The organism is Chryseobacterium shigense, assembly GCF_900156575.1.
In the GTDB taxonomy this organism is placed as follows: Bacteria; Bacteroidota; Bacteroidia; order Flavobacteriales; family Weeksellaceae; genus Chryseobacterium; species Chryseobacterium shigense.
In genome coordinates this window covers 593,991-611,459 of sequence record NZ_FTNY01000001.1, presented here as the reverse complement: position 1 = coordinate 611,459, position 17,469 = coordinate 593,991, and the positions used below count along the sequence as shown (strand labels likewise).

Here is a 17,469-nt window from a genome sequence, read left to right as displayed (position 1 = left end):
TTCAGGAAAGGATTGAGATAGAGGGCGATATGTAGTTTATTTTGTATTTATCATCAGGTGATATTACCGGGATTTTATCAGCCTTTTTAGCATGAAAAGAAGCTGTTTTTTCCTATTTTTGTAAAAACAGACCTTTTATGGGACGCAGTTATGTCTTTCTTGCTTTAGCGATCATATTTGAGATCATCGCAACAACTTTTCTGAAAAAATCTGAAGAATTTTCAAAGCTCTGGCCGTCTGTAGTGACCGTCATAGGATATGCTGCCGCATTTTACTTTTTAAGTATTACCCTGCGTCAGATCCCTGTAGGAATAACCTATGCGATATGGTCTGGAGTGGGTATCGTTTTTATAACGATGATTGGAATTATTGCCTTTAAGCAGGTCCCCGATTGGCCTGCCATCATTGGAATCGCCCTCATTGTCATTGGAGTGATCGTCATTAACGTGTTTTCAAAGATGGGGACACATTAAGGATTTTGATTTAAATATTGAAGAATTGAAGAATTGAAGAATTGAAAAAAGTAATTCTTTACATTCATTAGAGATAGTTTTGTTCAAGTGGTACCAATCTGTATGATCATCTTATCAACCCTTAATTAATGGTTCAATTAAAAAAACAGTCAAAAGATTGTAACTATTTTCTTCGGAAATTTAAAATTATTTCACCCGGGGTTTTCCAAAAGGATTATAAGATACTCCGACATTAAAATAGAATGAAGGTTGATAGCTGGCTTCAAAAATATAGTCTTTAAAGGATTCTTGTTTATCAAAAACCCGGGCACGTGGTACCGCTCTGATTCCCGTCTTCAATGTTCCTATAAAATGGCTGCCAAGATTATGCTCATAAATAGCCCCGGAATTAATCTCCAGCTGACGGAATTCATACGTTCTGTTGTTTCTGTATGTATAAAAAGAGGTATTGTCCATTTCCGTTCCAAGAGAAATTCTGCCGTTGGCGAAAATATCCTTTCTGATCAAAAGCTTTTTAGGAAGCAGGATATCAAGTACCCATCCATTATTGAATTTGTTTTCATAAGTGAAAATAGGAAGTAGGGGAACCTGGGAACTTGGATCGATGAAACCGGCAAGACCTACCACCATTTTTGTTTTCGGGGTCGCTTTCAGGACAATGGAAGCGGTGACTATCCCCCGGATTCTTTCAAAATGCTGATCACTACCATCTACAGAAGCGGTTGCCGTGTAGATGGCTGTTTTATTGAATAATTTCGAGAAATAACTGAAATTAACGGCTTCGGAATGATAGTGAAAATCGTTCTTTTTATCCGTGTCAGGAATAAGAGGCTCTTCAGTATTGAAAGCGGTGTACCGGTAATTCAAAGAAGTACTCAGCAACCAGTTTTTCTTTTTTACAAAATAAATATTAGCGCCCGCTTTCAACTGCTGAAAGCTTTTCATTTTATTGTCAGGCAGGTCTTTTCCGTCCAGTTTTGACGAAAACTGAAATGGTGCGGTCTGGCTGAATTCAATATTAAGATCCCGGCTTTGCGGGAATTTATCCGCAATAAATGCTCTCACTTTCAATGGGATGCTGTCTCTTTTTTGGGAATAGGCGATATTCTTTAACGGGAACATCGCAAGGGGAACAAGAACTCTTCTCAGTGTTTTCATGGTTTTATTTTAAAGGTTGAATGACGGATTGAAAAAAATTGAAGAGAAATATTTTGTCATAAAATATCTCTAGGCTGTTTTCGATAATAAAATCGGTATGGCGGACGGTATCAGAAATGGGGTCTTCTTCTACAAAGACAAACCAGAGTTCTTTAAGAAAATTCCTTCTTTTAAATTCTTCAAAAATATTCCAGTCAAAAGCCTTAGAATGCTTCAGATCAAAAAATAAAACCCCTTTCTTCCTGCCATTTTCTTCAATGATATTAATAGGGTGGTGGATGTAACTTAGAATTTTAACAGGAGATTGATAGCATTCCACAAAATGATGCAGATCAATCAGCTGTATTACTTTCTCCTCTTGCTGGGATTCGGTCATATAAAAACATTCTAAGGTGATTTCTTCGGTGAGTTCCTGAAAAACGGCTAATTCCATAAGCATAAAAAAATTGAACAGGACAAAGAAAGAGAGAATAACACCGCACCGATTTGTTTTTATACCAAACCGCTCCTATTTTATACGAAACCTTCCAGCTTTTAAATTCGTATAAAAAAATGCGGGGTTGGTATAATATAATAGGTATTCTTTACGTTATTCTCTATTTTTGTCTGTATTAAAATCGTTAGCATCCTATGAAAAACGGTACGGAAAGATTTAAGGAAACCATTGTTATGGACTTTCTCGTGGAAGACCGGTTCAGGATCCGCAGGCATGTGCTCTTTCTGATATTCTTTTTCTTTCTGCTGTACAGTGCCCGGTTTTGGCATTGGTATTCAGGGATCTACCAGTATTACGTCCTGTTTTTTGTATATATGGTACTTATTGCGATGGTATACATTAATATCTACGTTCTGGTCCCGAAGTTCTTCTTTAAAACCAGATATGTTACCTATCTTATATTGCTTGTTGTAATGGGAGTGTGCGGGCTGAATATGATCGGCTACAGTTTTAAATTCTTCTTCGAAGATTTCAGAGTGGAAAACCTCAAAAGGGAAGGCGAAAAAGGCAGCATCTATGAAGGTGTACTGATGTGCATCCCTATCATTATGACCACTACTACGGTAAAGCTTTTGCAGAAATGGATCAATGATTCTAAAAGAATAACGGAACTCAACAACCTTACCTTACAGATGGAGCTGAATGAGCTCCGGAACCAGATCAATCCCCATTTTCTTTTTAATATGCTGAATAATGTAAAAGCACTTATCAGAACAGATCCGGAAAAAGCATCCGTTGTTATTGTCAAGCTATCGGAATTTTTAAGGTACCAGCTGTATGAAAACGGGGAAGAGAAAACACTTTTAGTGTCCGAGATCGACTTTTTATCTAATTTTCTTAATCTGGAAAAAATAAGAAGAGATAATTTTTCCTTTGAGATCAATGCAGAAACCCATGACAGAAACGTTAAAAGTACTTTTATTCCTCCCAATTTATTTACCACATTTGTAGAAAATGCAGTGAAACACAGTGTAGATATCAGCAGTGCCGGATCCTATGTGAAAATAAATATGGAGATTGAAGATAAAATCCTTCGCTTTACCTGTACCAATTCTATGAACTATCGTCTGATGGTTTCTAATGCTCAGTATGGAGGCCTTGGACTCGCCAATATCAAAAGAAGACTTGAACTGCTCTATGCGAACGCGTTTGAACTGAATATCACTTCCGGAGAAAAAGAATATACCGTCCATTTAAAAATTCCTGTATGAATTGCATAATCGTAGATGATGAACCGTTAGCAAGAGCCGAAATGCGCTCGCTGATCCATGAAACTTCTAAGACTGAGATCCTGGGAGAATTCTCCAATGCCCCTTCAGCCCTTGATTTTCTTAAAACCCATGACGTAGATCTTATTTTTCTCGATATTGAAATGCCGGTGGTAACAGGACTTGAATTTGCGGAAATGCTGCCGGGAAACAGCCTGATCATCTTTACAACAGCCTATTCGCAGTATGCTTTGAAAAGTTATGAACTTGACGCCATAGATTATTTGTTGAAACCTATCGAAAAACAACGGTTAGAAAAAGCACTCCATAAGGCCGTTCTGTATAAAGAACTGTTGTCTAAAGATACGGTGAAAAACACAATAGAATCCAATACCAAAGATTTCCTGTTTATAAAAGCAGACAGGAGGTATTATAAAATCAACTTTACAGATATCAAATTTATTGAAGGTTTAAAAGACTACGTTGTTATTCATACCCGGAATCAAAAATTGATTACTGCCATGAATCTGAAAACCATCCACCAGAAGATCCCATCAGATTCTTTTGTACGGGTAAGTAAATCGTATGTCGTCAACATTGAGTATATCGACTCATTCGACAACCATAATATTTACATCCATGATTCGGAAATTCCTCTGGGAGAAGTGTATAAAAGTGCTTTTTTCGTCAGGTACTCAGGCGGATCATTAAATCCCGATGCTTAAATCATTAATAGTTCCGCCCTTTTCTGTAGTTTCATTTAATCTTCAAATACTTGTCCGGCAAAAGGGTTATCTACCAACCATAGCCATATTCCTTCCTCATTTCTTTTCATCATACAGGTTGTTGCTCCATCCATTTCGATAAAATTTCCATCGGGTGAAGTAGCCTTTAAAGTCCATTTATCAACCCATACCGCAAGATCTCCAACGATGGTAAGTTTATGCTTGTTTCCCTGTATATCAGGTTTCCAGTTACACAAATGCTCCAAAGGCTTTTGTATGTTTTCCAGTCCTTTTATTTCCAGTCCGTCCCGTTCAATATAGACTGCATCTTTATCGAAGCAGCCTAAGGCACCATTCAAATCACCGGTTACAATACAGTATCTGAAATAGCGTACTGCTTCTGCCGGGTTGGTTCTGTCAAAGTTTTCGGTCATTATTTTTTATAGTTTTCGTCCTGTAAACCTTATCACTGATCCGGTTCCGTTATGAAAAAGCCCTTCATGAAGTTCAATTTCTTTTTCTTCCAGTTCAATGACTTCATAGTTCGGGAAATCAGCTTTGATCTCATCCATTGAAAATAAGGATTCGATATCTTTCGGTCCGCCTACCTTCTCGTTTTTTGTCACATATTCAAGATGATTTTTACTGAAAGCTTCAAAAATAATCAAACCTCCTTTGCGCAGGTATTGGTCCAGAACTTTATGCAGGAATGATTTCATATCCGCAGGAAAATGAGCGTAAATAAGGGCGATCACATCAAACTGTTCCGTATGAAAGTCCAATGCTTCAAGCTCACCCACCTGATAATCAATCTTTACATCATTATCTTTCGCAAGCTGTAAGGCCTTATTTTTCCCCTCTTCACTGATGTCAAAAGCAGACACTTTCCAGCCAAGCTTTGCGGCAAAAACAGCATTTCTTCCTTCTCCTTCTGCAGGAAAAAGAATTGTTGCTGGATTGAGCGTTTCAAGCTGTTCTTTTAAATAATCGTTGGGATCTATGCCGTAGGCAAATTCATCGCTGCTGTATCTTTCATTCCATCGGTCTAGCCAGGTATCGCTCATTATATATATTATTTAAACCAAATTTACGCATTTCACGAATTTTACTATTGATTTAAATTCAAATATTTATTTTAATAAAGCTTCTGGTCTTTTTCGCAGTAAAAACTTCTTCTTTTTCCGAGCCCGGTTTGTTTTTTGACCAGTTTTTCTCCACATTTCGGACAAACCTTTTTTGAATGAACGAGCCATTTTTTCTTTAAAACAAATTCACGCTTCCATTCCAAAAAGTCAAAACTGTAATTTCTCGCCTCAGCAATCAGTTCCTTTAATTTTTTCGCGGGCAGATTTCCTACTAAACTTTCAGGCTGCACACCGATTCTGAACAGCACTTCATTTTTAATAATATTCCCTACACCTGAGAAAATATCCTGATTCATCAAGGCATCACAGACCATCATCTCAGGTTTGGATTTCATTTTTTTTTCTGCTTTTTTAGGATTCCAGAGATCACTCATAATGTCCGCTTCCCAATCTATAGTATCTAGAAATTCCAGATCTACAGATTTTACAGAACAGGTATAAAAGTACAGGCTTCCTTTTTTGAAAAAGAGTGATAAACGTAAGCTTTTGTCAGGTTTCGTCTGTTCGTCAATGCCATAAGACCCGAACATCAATAAATGAATACGGATCGCTGACTCATCAAAAACAAGATAAGTCTGCTTTCCGAAAGTACGGATCTCATGAAGGGTTTGCCCCATCAGTGGTTCCTTGTCAAATTGGGCATTCCCTCCGGCTTCTGTAACGGTTTTTCCGACAAAAGGCAGCAGGTCTTCTTTCATTAAAAGTATGGATGGTCCTTCAGGCATGGCTTTGCTTTTCAATAAAAGTTCAAATACTATTCCGTAAAAATAAAATTTGGAGTAATTTTGAAAAATGATGAATTTAAACCAGATTTACACGAATCAGCGCACAGGAAACAATCCGCATACTAAAGCTTCAAGAACTGATTTTCAGAGAGATTTCGATAGAATTATCTTCTCTTCGGCGTTCAGAAGACTACAGAATAAAACTCAGGTTTTTCCTCTTCCCGGAAGTGTTTTTGTGCACAACAGGCTCACGCACTCACTGGAAGTTTCGTCAGTAGGCCGAAGTTTGGGAAGTATTATTGGTGAATTTATCTTTGATACGTATAAAAATGACCTTACAGAAGATTCAAAAAACTTCTATCTTCATAATTTAGGAAATGTGATTGCTGCGGCTTGTTTATGTCATGATGTAGGAAATCCTGCCTTCGGACATTCAGGAGAAGATGCGATTGCGAGCTACTTTGAGCGAAATGAAAAAGACCTGAAGCAAAAGTTCAATGAAAAGGAATGGGCTGATCTGGTGAATTTTGAAGGAAATGCCAATGCGATAAGAGTTCTGGCTCAGCGTCAGCAGGGAAAAGATGAAGGCGGAATTCAGCTGACTTTTTCTACACTTGCCAGTATTGCAAAATATCCGTGTGAAGCTGTAGCCAAGAAAAAAGGAATTATTCACAGGAAGAAATTCGGTTTCTTTCAGAATGAGAAAGACATTTTCCTTGAAATTGCCAAAGCAACGAATTTAATTATAGAAAACGAAGAACCTTATATATTCAAAAGACATCCTTTTGTTTGGCTGGTAGAAGCTGCGGACGATATCTGTTATAATATTATTGATATGGAAGATGCCCATCGATTGGGAATTGTATCCACGTCAGACTGTGAAAACCTGTTTTTTGAACTGATCAAATCTGAAAGCAGTGATATGGACAAGGTAAAAAATAAGCTGTCTTCTATTTCCAATGAAAATGAGAAAATATCCTATCTGAGAGCAAAAGCCATCAATGCCCTGATCAATAAATCACTTGAAATCTACAAGAATAATTTTGAAACCATTCTTCAGGGAAATCTTGATAACGGACTGCTGGATATCTATAAATCCGAAAATCGTGCTCTTCAGGACATTGAAGCGTTCTCTATTGAAAAAATCTATAACCATAAAGCCGTTGTAGAAATCGAAAATGCAGGATATAATGTAATGTATGAACTTCTCGATCATTTCATTCCTTCGATCATGAAACCAGCACACGAGAGAAAATCTTATGATATAAAAGCCCTGAAACTGCTTCCGAAACAATTTGTTTATGAAGAAGGAACGGACTATCAGAAAGTACTTGGCGTGATTGATTTTGTTTCAGGAATGACCGACAATTTTGCAACGGATCTTTACCGAAAAATTAAAGGAATCGATATCGGAATGACGGTTTAATTTTATCAATATCTCTTTTAACCACAATTAGCACAAAAGACAGGAATATCACCATTATATCAGGGATATTGGTGTCATTTGTGAAAAAGATTAGGGTTATCTGTGTTTCCATCACCGCAAAGCTTTATTGTAACACGGAATAATTTAAGGAATGCAAATATAAAATCAATCTTCAATTGATTCGATGAAGCGTCTGCATTAAAGGGCGCTTCATCGATGGCGAAGCCATAATTCTTTGCCTATCTTAAACGTCAATAGCTTATTATTTGAAAACTTTGCGTCAAAAGAGTAGTTGATTTTTTATAACCACAATTATCACAAATGCAATCGAAATATTGGTGTCATTTGTGAAAAAGATTAGTGTTATCTGTGTTTCCATCAACGCAAAGCTTTATTGTAACACGGAATAATTTAAGGAATACAAAGATAAAAATCAATCTTCAATTGATTCGATGAAGCGTCTGCATCAAAGGGCGCTTCATCGATGACGAAGCCATAATTCTTTGCCCATCTTAAACGTCAACAGTTTTTTATTTTAAAACTTTGCGTCAAAAGAGTAGTTGATTTTTTATAACCACAATCAGCACAAATACTTTCACCAATATCACAGATGCAATTGAAACATTAGTGTCATTTGTGAAAAAAATTAGTGTTATCTGTGTTTCCATCAACGCAAAGCTTTATTGTAACACGGAATAATTTAAGGAATACAAAGATAAAAATCAATCTTCAATTGATTCGATGAAGCGTCTGCATCAAAGGGCGCTTCATCGATGGCGAAGCCATAATTCTTTGCCCATCTTAAACGTCAACAGTTTTTTATTTTAAAACTTTGCGTCAAAAGAGTAGTTGATTTTTTATAACCACCATTAGCACAAATACTTTCACCAATATCACAAATGCAATCGAAATATGGGGCCATTTGTGAAAAAGATTAGTGTTATCTGTGTTTCAATCACATAGCTACTGGCAATTCGGACAAATTCCCGATACCGTCAGATTAATTTTATGAACTTTATAAGTTACAGGTAATTTAATTTTGGGTTCAACATCTTCTACACAAGTCACCGTTTTACACTGTTCACAACTGAAATGAAGATGGTCATGATGATGAATTTCTGTGGTGCAGGTATGACATTCTGCGTACTTTATGGTACCGTCAATGTCTACCACTTTATGGATGATGCCCTCGTCCATTAATCTTTCCAGTACTCTGTAAGTCGTTACACGGTCGCAGAGTCCATCCAATAAAACCTGCAATTCTGCATGAGACAAAGCTATTCCGGATTCGTGGATAAGTCTTGTTATTTCCGTTCTTGCTACTGTGTTTCTCGACTGTTTCATGTTTTCTGTAAAAATTACAATATAATTAATGCCATATTGTTGCAGTAACAAATATAATCTTTATTTTTGAAACAATATTGCATTAAATAAATCTACGACAAGTCGATAGCTATAAAAATAATAATCAAGATAGAAAGCAGAAGTGAGTGATCATCAATAAGACATAAGAATGCCTGAATCCGTGGCAATTGAACATAAAAAACTCCCGGAAATTTCCGGGAGTTCTTGGTATTATTTTTTGGTTTTAGAAACCTCTTTGATCAGTGTATATTTTATAGAAGATCCATCAGCTGGTGGATTGGCAATCTTTTCTGTTTTTACTTTCAAAACATATTCATATCCCGGTTCATAGGTAAATCCTTCAATGTTGGTGTAGAAATTGGTCCAGCTTTCTGACGCTTTCTCTTTTACCTGCAAACATTTCATCGGGGCTACTCCGGTACAGTCAGCGGTCTCTGGTCCTACGATGAACGTTTTTTCGTCAGCTCCGGCAGTACTAGCCGTAGTGGTACATTGGGTCATTGCGAATAATGCTGCTGCAGGAACAACTCCTTTTAAAATGGTTGCTATAATTTTCATAAACTTTATTTTAAAGCTTAGTTCGCAATTACTATGCCGAAGTTTTTCATGTCGTTTTTCTCTCATTTTTTAGTTTTTAATGATTTAATTTAACCCCATGTAAAAATTTAACGAAAGAGCATCAATGCCAAACGATAGGAAAAATAATCTGGTTCAAAATGAAAATGACAAAATCCAAAAAATTACCATTTCTGTCCGGAAATTTTGAAATTAACTGTTCAACTCAAAATTTTTTTCAGACAAACCTGAAGAAGTTATCTATAAAAATCTTTGATTTTTTTACTTAAGTATGTTTCTAAACGTTACTTATTCAACTGAAAAAAACTTAAATGTTGAAATTTTTTTTAAATTTTAAAAATGATAGATTAATTTGAAGCTTCGGTATTTTCAGCTTCTTTTGGCGCGGGAGCAATCCCTCTGAATTTTTGTTTACCGATCAGCAGCTCAAAAAACAGTCTGAAATCTGATATCAGCGACCAAAGAGGATACTTAAAAGTAGCAGGTCTGTTTTTTTCGATAACGGCATGACTGAACCAGGCAAAGCCATACCCGAAGATAGGAATGTACCATAGAAATCTTTCTTTTCCCGAACTGATGACATACCAGATCACGAGAAATACAAGAAGTGTTCCTATAAAATGAAAGATCCTTGTTCCTGTTTTGCTGTGCTCGGTAAGATAGAACTGATAAAATTCCGGATACGTTTTTATTCTTTCTGACATGGCTGATTAGTTTATAATTCCTGGTAAAATCTATGCAATAATTCTGCCGATTTTGATGAAAAGGCTAAAACTTGAAAAAGCAAAAAGGCAAATTGCTCATCGCGAATTTGCCTTTTACTATAGTATATCGTGGATAAACCTTATTTTAAAGCTGTTTCTTTCCTAAGCTTACTGTTTCTGTAGCCGTAGCAGAAATAGATAATAAGACCTAAAGCGAACCAAAGTCCGAACCAGAACCAGTTTTCGTGACTCATTCCTGTCAGAAGGTATAAACAAGAGCTTAAACCAATCAGAGGAATTAAAGAGAAATTTTTAATAAAGGTAAAGACACATAGCACCAGGTTGATCATAATAAAAACGCAAATAGAAGCTCGGAATTCACCTTCTTTAGGATCACTCCAATCGGTCAGATTATTGAAAAATGCCGGCTGCCAGATATAGAAACCGATTAATCCGCCGATAAAAATTACCGGGAATATGATTTTACCATTAATATAAGGAAGGTGGAATCTGCCTTTAATCTTCTCTTTTGCAGGAAGCATTAAAACTCCTGCACAAACCAGTACGAAAGCGAAGATGGTTCCGATACTTGTAAAGTCAAGAATGAATGTTTTATCTGTAAATAGGATAGGAACCCCTACTGCAATACCTGTAACGACCGTAGCAAATGAAGGTGTTTTATATTTCGGATGTACCGTTTTAAATTTTTCAGGCATCAGCCCGTCACGGCTCATGGCATACCAGATTCTTGGCTGCCCCATCTGGAATACCAATAACACGGTGGTGATGGCAACGATAGCGACGAAAGAAACCACAAGTTCCATCCAGGCTACGTTTGCATTTGATTTTTCAAAGATGAATGAAAGCGGATCTCCGATACCATCAAACTTCCTGTAATCAACCATTCCTGTCAGAACCAATGTTAAAGCAATATAAATTACCGTACAAAGTACCAAAGAAATGATCATCCCTTTCGGAAGGGTTTTCTGAGGATCTTTTGTTTCTTCGGAAAGAACACTTAACGCATCAAAACCAATATAAGCAAAGAAAACCCCGGAAACCGCACTCATAACTCCGGCAAAACCGTTGGGCATGAATGAGGCGACATGCGTTTCTGGATTTACAGGCGTCCAGTTTTCTGTATTAATATAAGCAAAGCCTACAAGAATTACCAGAACAATGACTGCCAGTTTTAAAATAACTAAAGAATTGTTGAAGTTTTTACTTTCTTTTACCCCTACATAACAAAGCCACGTAATAAGGCCATTGATCACCAATGCAGGAAGGTCAAGAATAAATTTTAAATTGCCTATCAAAGGTGCCGTATTCCAAGCACTTAAAAGTTCTTTATTCTCGGAGCCGTTCTGGAAAGCTTTTCGGGCTTCCGTGTAGCTGCAGGTAAGGTAGTCCGGAATATGCATGCCCAAGCGCTCTAAAAAGCTGGTGAAATAATCCGACCAGGAAAAGGCCACGTAAATATTCCCAAAAGAATATTCCATGATCAGCGCCCATCCGATCACCCAGGCGATAAGTTCCCCGAAACTGGCATAAGCATACGTATAAGCGGAGCCGGCTGTAGGAATTCGGCTGGCAAATTCGGCGTAGCATAATGCGGTGAAACCACAGGCAAAACCACAAATCAAATATAGTAGAATCACTCCGGGCCCCCCTCTGAAAACTGCTTCACCTAAGCTGCTGAAACTTCCTGCTCCAATAATGGCCGCAATACCAAAAAAAACGATATCCCAAACACCTAAAACCCTTAAAAGACTAGTAGATGTATCTGTTTCTGAATAGTTTTTCCTTCTGAAAAGTTGATTCATTCAATATTTATATTTGAGTTTGAAAAAAAGCAAATGTAATCATTTTTTATTTTGGTGTTGGATGTAATCATAATATTTCGTTAAAAAGGCTGAGGTTATAAAGGGTAAATGCCTTTATTCTTGATAAATAGGTATTTCAACATAGCTGTCATTGTACCATTGTATTTCCAGCGGTTCACCGGAATCCTTGATCGTTTCATTGCTTACATCTTTTCCTGTTCCGTAATTAATCTGCCAGCTTGGGTTTTTATTAACCCCGACCAACAGGACGAGTTTGCTTCCTTTTTCAATTTTCTTACTTATGAATATTGAATTTTTTATGGGAATCTGCTCTTCTTTACCCGGTTTAAGAAGCTGCCGTTTCTCATTGTCTTTGGCGTAGCTTGCTCTTACGATGTGTGTTGATAATAAAAAGGTCTTTCCCCCGGGGTTTACCTGATACAAATAGGTGTCCGTATCAAAATCCTTCTTATTGATGGAGACCTTGAAAAATCCTGCCAGATTTCCACTGATGATAAGATCTTTGTCTAAAACTTCACTCTCAAAATACACGGAGTTGGTGGTTTTTATACTGTCTGTTTTACTTACTGAATGATAGGTGTCTTTTTGATCCCGGTTTTTAAAATCAACCGTTTGATTCACAAAGCTTTTCTGTGCAGGCTGAGTAAAGACCGATGGAGTATTTTTACGATCCTGAAGATAAAATGTAAGGGTTGAAGTATGCATTTTTTCTAAGGTCGGAACATGTTTCCAGGTATTGGTGTTCATGACCTGAAAATTGATGCGGTCTTTTAACAGAGCGGGCTTCTTGCCGTCTTTCAGAATGTAGTCGAACCATGAAAAAGCCAGATCGTCAATGCTTATTCTTGCTACAGGATCTATTGGTGTACCATTAATATAAGTATATCCGAAGCTCTGGGCGCCGCCATGGTCATACGGACCAATAACCAAATAATGATTGGCATTTTTGTTATATTGGTGATGGGCTTTAAAATAGGATAGAGCACCGATCTGGTCATCGTCATAATATCCTGTGGTCGTCAGGATAGGAATGTTGATGTTGGCAAAATCTTCTTTATAGGGAACCATTTTTTGCCAGTAGGCGTCATAGCCTGGATGATCCAGCCATCTTTGAAAAATCTTACTGGGTTTACCGCTTATGGTATCCAGAGCTCTGAATGATTTTCCGCTTTTGTACCATGCGGTGTTAATAGAATCCCATTTCTTGAAATTATTAAAATCGGCTTCATCCGTAAGCTTATTGTTCGTCACATAGTTGATCCACTGGAGCATATAGCTCATGAATATATTATTTTGGGCAGGGTAATCTATTCCTATTCCCACTGCTACCTGAGGGACAATTGTTTTTAAGGCCGGATGCAGTTTCTTGACCGCGGCCCACTGACTGAAGCCTAAATAACTTCCTCCGATCATCCCTACTTTTCCATTGCTCCAGGGTTGTTTACTGACCCAGTCGATCACTTCATAAATATCCTGTGACTCGTGCTCAAAAGGATTGTTCTCATCATTACTGTTTCTTTTGCCACGGGTATTCACCACAGCACCTACATAATTATAGACCGCTGCTCTTTTGCCGAAAACAGCATCAATGGGTCCTGCATAGATATTATTGGTAAGGATGACGGGAAGGGGAGCGGTGTTTTCCTTTTTTCTGATCACGGTGATCGTCAGGGTGTTTCCATTTCTTGTTTTCAGATCTTTGGTTTCGGTGATGAATTTTTCTTTGTCTTTTAATGCGACTAATTCTATAATCTGAGGTTTGATTCCTGAAAATGTTTTATAACTCAGATAATTTTTACATAAAGCCAGTGCCGATCCATAGTCGATGCTGTCCTTATCCTTCTGTTTGTCCAATGTTTCCTTCAGAAGTTTTCTTGATGCATTGACATCTCCGTCTACTGCGATCCCTACTTTAGTGATCAGCTGATCCGGCAGGCTTTCATATTTTTTATTGAATGCTTTTTGAAGGGCATCATGGAAATTAAGTTTTTCTTTCGTCTCCATTATTTTCGCGCCACTGTAAAATTCATAGGCAATGAATTTATTGCCGGCCATGTTGTGAGCAGCAAATTCACTACGGTAATCCGATAAGGTAGCGATTGATTTTTTATAATCACGGGCAACGATCTGTAAACGGAAAAGGTTGTCCAGGTAAGCCAGCCTGTTGGTATTCTTAAGTTTCATCAACGGTGGCTGTGTCATCAGTTTTGAGGCAAGCAAAGGAAGTTGTTTTTCCAGGACAGCAGAGTCGGTGACCGCGTTTCTGGGAAAGTAAAACTTCTGAGCCTGTATCAGATTGACTACTATTAATGCTAAAAGTATTTTAATTTTCATGTATTGGTATGTTTTTAGCTGGTGAAAAATGAGGATTTTATCACCTTATTGTTTTAATGATGTTTTTTTGATCTCTATTCACGTTTTATCATACTAAAGTAATCATTTTTTATCATCAAAGAGTGATATGGAGTCAATTGTTAATTTATGTTATTAAACCTTTAAAACTTGCTTAGACAATAAGTTTTTAATATTTTCGTTACCTTATATAGACTAATCTTTTTATTCAGAAAAAGAATGAATTCAAAAAAAATACTTCTCTCAGCTGCAGTACTTTATTTCGGAGTTTCCGAAGCGCAACAGTCACAGTACTTTACACAGCAGGAAAATTACAGGTTCAATCTCGCAGAAAATCTTTATCAGACCAAAATATACAATGCTTCTCAGTTCGAATATGCACGACAATATTTCTATAATCAGAATTTGTCGAGATCCAGAAAAGAAGCGGCGCAGTTTTTTGATAATGTGATCGGGGTGATTCTTCAGAAAAATCATGCGGAAGAAGGATTGACGGCCTTCATGAAAGAATATCCGAATTCGGCGTATTTTGCTCAGGCAAATCTTCCGTTGGCAGATTATTATTTAGCAAAAAAAGATTTTGACAAAGCATTAGAGACACTGAAAAAAGTGAATCAGTATCAGCTTTCAAAAGAAGAAAATACACAATACATCCTGAAACTAGGGTACGCTAAATTCATGACCGGTGATACGAAAGGAGCGACTGATGCTCTGGAAGAAGCATATAAAACGGCTGATGAATCCCAAAAAGGAGACATCGCTTATATGCTTGGGCATTTGTATTATTCAAGTGGTCAGAATGATAAAGCTTTCCAGTATTTTGATTCTGTGAAAGATCAGTCTAAATTCTCTAAACTGGTACGTCCTTACTATGTACAGATGTATTACAACGACAAGAATTATGACCAGGCTATTTCTGAAGGAACAGCTTTACTGAACGAAAGCATTTCAGATTCTTATAAAGCAGAGGTTCATAAGATCATCGGTGAAAGTTATTTCATGAAAAATGACTATACTTCGGCTTATCCTCACCTGAAAGATTACCTGAGCGTACAACAGAACCCTTCTGAAAATGATCTTTATGAAATGGGATTTGTGGCGGCTCAGCTAAAAAAATATGATGAAGCGGTTTCTTATTACAACCAGCTTGTCAACAGCAATTCAGCGCTGGCGCAAAATGCCTACTATCAGTTAGGAAATGCCTATCTGGCGGTTGATAAAAAGCAGGAAGCTCTTTCGGCATTCCGCTCTTCTTATCAGATGAATTATGATGCTAAGGTTAAAAAACTGGCTCATGAACAATACGCCAAACTAAGTTACGATATCGGAAACCCGTTTGAAAGTCCTTCCGGGGTGATCCAAAACTATATCAATGACCATCAGAATGATGCGAATGCACCGGAAATGAGATCGCTTCTTGTGAAATCTTATTTATATTCCGGGAATTATAAAGAAACGCTGAACGCGATTGACAGGCTTCAGAATTCTACGCCTGAGATCAATAAAGTGGATCAGGAGGTTTCTTACTTATTGGGAACGGAAGAATTCAACAAAGGAAACTATGATGAAGCGGAAAGGTATTTCCTAAGAAGTTTAGGATTTAATATCAATAAAGAATTTTATAGCAGAGCCTTATATTGGTTAGGACAGGTGTATTACCAGAAAGGGAACTATCCTTCGGCCATTGCCCGTTATGAGAAACTTCTTACTGAAACTTTCCCTGAAAAACAGCAGTTGCCTTATGATTTGGGCTATGCTTATTTTAAAGCTAAAAAATTCGATCAGGCACAGACGTATTTCAAGCAGTATCTGAGCAATCCGAAACCTGAATTTAAAAATGATGCGGAACTTCGTCTGGCAGATATTCACTACGCGAATAATGACCTGAACGAGGCGATTGCCATTTATGATAAAAATGAAGATGCCACAGACTATACTTTATACCAAAAAGCGATGGCTTTAGGATTTAAAGGCGATACGCAGGCGAAGATCACCAATCTTAAAAATCTTCTATCCAAATATCCGGATTCTGAATATTATGATGATGCCCAGTATGAAATAGGAACAGCCTATTCCGCACAGGATGATTTTGCCAACTCCAATGACTATTTTGCGAAAGTGATCAAAACTTCTTCGGATAAAGATCTTATTGCGAATGCATCGATTTACAGAGCACAGAATTATATTGATCAGAATCAAAGTGATAAAGCAATTTCTGAACTTAAATCATTAGGGGAGCAGTATAAAAATACAGCGTACGCCGATAAGATCGTTCAGGCTGCGAAACCTATTTTCACGAAAAACGGTGACGTTTCCGGATATGAAAGCTTTGCCAAAAATATCGGGGTGAATGTAGCGGCTTCTGAAATCGATGAAATTAATCTATCGACCGGAAAACAGTATTTCACGAAGAAAGATTACAAGAATGCGATTTCTTACTACGAAAAATATTTAACGCAGAATCCTACCGGAGAAGGTCTTTATCAGGCTAAATACGAGTTGGGAGAAAGCTATTATCAAACCAATAATGCTACGAAAGCGCTTCTTGTTCTTCAGGAAGTAGCGTCGGTACAGAACGACTATCAGGATGATGCGCAGACCCGTCTTGCCCAGATCTTCGTGGCTCAGGGAAATACAGCGGAAGCTAAAAAGTATCTGGAAAATATCAAAAATTCTTCAGACATCAGCATTAAAAATTATGCTAATGTAGAGCTGATGAAATTATACGCCGGTGAGAAAAATTTCTCTCAGGCTGAAAAACTGGCAGATGCTGTGATTGCCAACACGAAAAACTCTGCAGCCGTTATTGAAACTGCGAAAGTGATCAAAGCGAGAAGCTTAATGAATTCAGGGAAAGATAAAGACGCGCAGTCCGCTTATACTTCTCTTGAAAAATCGTCCAATACATCGGTAGCCGCAGAAGCTTTGTATGCAAAGGCTTATTATCAGAACAAAGGAAAAGCATTCAAGTCTTCCAATGAGACGATCTTTAAATTAGCCAATAACTATGCCTCTGAAGATTATTGGGGTGCTAAAGCTTTGGTGCTGATGGCTAAAAACTATGTTGGGCTGAAAGATAATTATCAGGCAAGCTATACGTGTGACCAGATCATTGAGAACTACAAAGATTTCCCAGAGATTGTAGCGGAAGCAAAAGAGGTTAAAAAGCAGATTAAAAAGTAAAATGTATAAAGTGTAATGTACAAAGTATAGTGTAAAAAGTACAATGTAAAAAGTAAAAAGTAAAATGTATAAAGTACAAAGTACAATCC

Annotated in this window: 15 protein-coding genes; 5 read left to right on the top strand and 10 right to left on the bottom strand. The window is 37.4% G+C overall.

Annotated elements, in window-relative coordinates; all coding sequences use genetic code 11:
- Positions 1–137 precede the first annotated feature (137 nt).
- A complete protein-coding gene (locus BW964_RS02815; RefSeq protein ID WP_076504503.1) occupies positions 138–473 on the top strand; it encodes a DMT family transporter in 336 nt (111 codons plus the stop codon).
- Positions 474–659: 186 nt separating this feature from the next.
- Here BW964_RS02815 and BW964_RS02810 read toward each other — a convergent pair whose 3' ends face one another.
- Positions 660–1,631: a DUF6268 family outer membrane beta-barrel protein gene (locus BW964_RS02810; RefSeq protein WP_076504502.1), complete on the bottom strand. Its 972-nt coding sequence runs from the start codon at positions 1,629–1,631 to the stop codon at positions 660–662.
- A 4-nt stretch (positions 1,632–1,635) separates the two neighbouring features.
- On the bottom strand, positions 1,636–2,064 hold the full coding sequence (locus tag BW964_RS02805; protein WP_076505422.1) for a hypothetical protein: 429 nt from the start codon (positions 2,062–2,064) through the stop codon (positions 1,636–1,638).
- 197 nt (positions 2,065–2,261) lie between these two features.
- Here BW964_RS02805 and BW964_RS02800 point away from each other — a divergent pair, with 197 nt between their 5' ends.
- Together BW964_RS02800 and BW964_RS02795 are read left to right on the top strand one after the other, a co-directional pair.
- On the top strand, positions 2,262–3,338 hold the full coding sequence (locus BW964_RS02800; protein WP_076504500.1) for a sensor histidine kinase: 1,077 nt from the start codon (positions 2,262–2,264) through the stop codon (positions 3,336–3,338).
- On the top strand, positions 3,335–4,060 hold the full coding sequence (locus BW964_RS02795; protein ID WP_076504498.1) for a LytR/AlgR family response regulator transcription factor: 726 nt from the start codon (positions 3,335–3,337) through the stop codon (positions 4,058–4,060). Before BW964_RS02800 ends, BW964_RS02795 begins: the two co-directional genes overlap by 4 nt.
- 35 nt (positions 4,061–4,095) lie before the next feature.
- Here BW964_RS02795 and BW964_RS02790 read toward each other — a convergent pair whose 3' ends face one another.
- From BW964_RS02790 to BW964_RS02780, 3 genes are all read right to left on the bottom strand, one after another.
- Complete coding sequence (locus BW964_RS02790) at positions 4,096–4,494, bottom strand: YybH family protein (RefSeq protein WP_076504497.1); 399 nt, start codon at positions 4,492–4,494, stop codon at positions 4,096–4,098.
- A gap of 6 nt (positions 4,495–4,500) precedes the next feature.
- The gene (locus tag BW964_RS02785; protein ID WP_076504495.1) at positions 4,501–5,124 is read right to left on the bottom strand and encodes a class I SAM-dependent methyltransferase; all 624 of its coding nucleotides are present in this window, start codon (positions 5,122–5,124) and stop codon (positions 4,501–4,503) included.
- Between the two features lie 71 nt (positions 5,125–5,195).
- A complete protein-coding gene (locus BW964_RS02780) occupies positions 5,196–5,930 on the bottom strand; it encodes a DNA-formamidopyrimidine glycosylase family protein (RefSeq protein WP_076504494.1) in 735 nt (244 codons plus the stop codon).
- 70 nt (positions 5,931–6,000) lie between these two features.
- On the opposite strand from BW964_RS02780, the gene BW964_RS02775 reads away from it, so the two are divergent.
- The gene (locus tag BW964_RS02775) at positions 6,001–7,356 is read left to right on the top strand and encodes a deoxyguanosinetriphosphate triphosphohydrolase (protein ID WP_076505421.1); all 1,356 of its coding nucleotides are present in this window, start codon (positions 6,001–6,003) and stop codon (positions 7,354–7,356) included.
- A gap of 963 nt (positions 7,357–8,319) precedes the next feature.
- On the opposite strand, the gene BW964_RS02770 is transcribed toward BW964_RS02775, so the two are convergent.
- The 5 genes from BW964_RS02770 to BW964_RS02750 all read right to left on the bottom strand — a co-directional run bounded on the left by BW964_RS02770 (position 8,320) and on the right by BW964_RS02750 (position 14,179).
- Entirely contained in the window at positions 8,320–8,700 is a 381-nt protein-coding gene (locus tag BW964_RS02770) for a Fur family transcriptional regulator (protein WP_076504492.1), read from the bottom strand.
- A gap of 231 nt (positions 8,701–8,931) precedes the next feature.
- The gene (locus BW964_RS02765) at positions 8,932–9,279 is read right to left on the bottom strand and encodes a DUF4377 domain-containing protein (RefSeq protein ID WP_076504490.1); all 348 of its coding nucleotides are present in this window, start codon (positions 9,277–9,279) and stop codon (positions 8,932–8,934) included.
- Positions 9,280–9,644: 365 nt separating this feature from the next.
- Positions 9,645–10,001: an Mpo1-like protein gene (locus tag BW964_RS02760; RefSeq protein WP_076504488.1), complete on the bottom strand. Its 357-nt coding sequence runs from the start codon at positions 9,999–10,001 to the stop codon at positions 9,645–9,647.
- 140 nt (positions 10,002–10,141) lie between these two features.
- Positions 10,142–11,824, bottom strand: coding sequence for an APC family permease (locus BW964_RS02755; protein ID WP_076504486.1), 1,683 nt, complete (start codon positions 11,822–11,824; stop codon positions 10,142–10,144).
- A 114-nt stretch (positions 11,825–11,938) separates the two neighbouring features.
- Positions 11,939–14,179, bottom strand: coding sequence for a CocE/NonD family hydrolase (locus BW964_RS02750; protein ID WP_084175529.1), 2,241 nt, complete (start codon positions 14,177–14,179; stop codon positions 11,939–11,941).
- A 237-nt stretch (positions 14,180–14,416) separates the two neighbouring features.
- Here BW964_RS02750 and BW964_RS02745 point away from each other — a divergent pair, with 237 nt between their 5' ends.
- On the top strand, positions 14,417–17,380 hold the full coding sequence (locus BW964_RS02745; protein WP_076504484.1) for a tetratricopeptide repeat protein: 2,964 nt from the start codon (positions 14,417–14,419) through the stop codon (positions 17,378–17,380).
- Positions 17,381–17,469: the final 89 nt, after the last annotated feature.